Source organism: Rhodococcus sp. LB1, from assembly GCF_001583455.1.
GTDB lineage: Bacteria > Actinomycetota > Actinomycetes > Mycobacteriales > Mycobacteriaceae > Rhodococcus_F > Rhodococcus_F opacus.
The window spans coordinates 1-2100 of the sequence record NZ_LTCZ01000010.1; the positions used below are offsets into that span (position 1 = coordinate 1).

2 protein-coding genes are annotated in these 2100 nt (G+C 65.4%); both read left to right on the forward strand.

Going from position 1 to position 2100, the window contains the following annotated elements; all coding sequences use genetic code 11:
• The first annotated feature begins 551 nt into the window (after positions 1-551).
• Complete coding sequence (locus AZG88_RS02065) at positions 552-1019, forward strand: Dabb family protein (protein ID WP_082764416.1); 468 nt, start codon at positions 552-554, stop codon at positions 1017-1019.
• Positions 1016-1966 (forward strand): cyclase family protein, encoded by a 951-nt coding sequence (locus AZG88_RS02070; protein WP_197487766.1) that lies wholly within the window; start codon positions 1016-1018, stop codon positions 1964-1966. Before AZG88_RS02065 ends, AZG88_RS02070 begins: the two co-directional genes overlap by 4 nt.
• The last annotated feature ends 134 nt before the right edge of the window (positions 1967-2100 follow it).

The following is a 2100-nucleotide window of genomic DNA, read 5'->3' on the forward strand; positions in this document are numbered from 1 at the left end:
TGAGCGCCGATGTAGGCGTGTGCTTTGAGTGCCGTGTAGTACTTGGCACCGGGCGCGGGCGCCCGGTACGGGACGTCGAGGATCCAGATCTGCTCCCCGTGCCCTGGGGTGGGTATCAGCGGCTTGGCGCTGGCTCGTCTGGGACTGGAGCGTCGCTGGGTGGTCTTCCGTGCGGCCATGAGTGCAGGTTATTCCCAGAGCGGATCGTCGGGGTCGACGACGTCGTCTGCGGCGGATGCGGTTGCGACCCGTCGCGGCGGCTGGCACCGAGGAATCGCGGGCTGTCGCGGCGGGCGCGGGGCCCGCTGCACGGCGATCATGCACGTCGATAGTCTCCACAACCTCAGGTTCGGCGGACGGTTCCACTGCTCTCGACGCGGCGGTGCGCGCGGTGGCGTGGAGGGCGGCGGCGGGCGATGGAGGCGAGCGTGACGGACGGAACGGACGGACGGGCCGGCCGGCCGGCCGGCCGTGGGTCGACATAAGGACGGGTGTTCACCTATGGCGAGCAACAGTGCGGCCCTTGGTAGCTCCACGAACTGACTGGGCTGATGACCGGCCGAGAAGCCGACGTCGGCGCCACCCAGTTGCGTGCCCCCAACGCCCGCGAGCCTTCCAGTTTGTGTGACACGGCTCTCGACAGCGAGACGAAGGCGGTGTACGGTCAGGATTCTGAATTTAGAATTCTATCTTCTGTAAGGAGTGACATGATCAGGCACGTATTCGCATGGAAGGTCGTTGACAGCCGAGACGGCGGCAAGGTCATCGACATGCTCACCGCGTTCTCGAAGAAGGTCGACGTGGTGCGCTCGTTCGAGATCGGCCCGCACACCGGGGATCCCGGAGATAACGGTGACCCGTGGGACGGGGTGCTGATCACCGACTTCGATGACTGGCAGGGGCTCGAGACCTACTCGCACCACCCGGCTCATGTCGAGCTCGTGGCCGAGCTGCTGCCGTTGGTGAAAGAACGCGCGGTGATCGACTTCGTGCGCGCGGAAGGGAATGGAAAGCTGTGACCATCGATACTGTCTCCACGAACGGCCAGCGTGCCGGGATCCGAGCGGCCACAAGCCCCTACGGCCCTGACGACGAGCGAGGTGCCCTCAATCTGCTCACCCCCGAACGGCAGGCCGCGATCTTCGCACGCGCCGACGCGTCGTCGGTATACGACTTGAGTATCGACTACTACGTCGGCATGCCGAGCTTCCAAGCGGCCGGGGATCCCTCGTACCAGATTTACATGAGCCATACGCCGAACGGCACCGCGGTCGACAACCTCAACGGCGCCGGCGAGCAGGTGAACCGTCACGTCTGCTATTCGGGCGACGTGATCTTCATGTACACCCACACCGGAACTCACATCGATGCGCTGAATCACTTCGGCGTGGACGGAAAGATCTACAACGGCTTCTCCGCGGACGAGCACCTCGGTAGCCGACACTGGATGCGCGGGGGCGCGGAGACGATCCCTCCGATCGTCGCACGCGGCGTCCTGATCGACGTCGCCGGGCTCAAGGGCGTCGACTGTCTGCCGGACTCGTATGCGATCACCATCGAAGATTGCCGAGAGGCACTCGCACGGCAGGGCTTGACCCTCGGCGAAGGGGATGTCGCCTTCATCCGGACCGGTCGGATGCGCTACTGGCCCGAGGGGGCGAAGGTGCTCGGCAACCCACCCGGGCTCGGTCTGGAGGCGGCCCGCTGGCTTACTGCCCAGCGCATCTCGGCGATCGCATCCGACCAGGAGTGCGTCGAGGTCGGCCCGTCGGAGCACGAGGACAACTGGCTGCCCGGACACTGCCACTTCCTCGCCGAGGCTGGAGTCCCGATGATCGAGCTCGTCAACCTCGAGGACCTCGCCCGAGACGGCGTTCACGAGTTCTGCCTGATCGCCGCACCGATCCGGTTGCGAGGAGCTACCGGTTCTCCGCTGCGACCGCTGGCCATGCCCTTGAAGGGGTGAGTGGTATGGATGAGATTCTTCGCATCGCAGTGCTGCAGACGGCTTTCGACGAGCATGAGGACGCCGAGCACCGGCTGAACCGCGTCACCGCACTCGTGCGAGGACAGCGCGGCGCCGATCTGATCGTGTTACCT

Bases quoted from the DNA above. Each gene is read 5' to 3' on its own strand.
- AZG88_RS02065 (WP_082764416.1), top strand. From the start codon at position 552: ATGACCGGCCGAGAAGCCGACGTCGGCGCCACCCAGTTGCGTGCCCCC.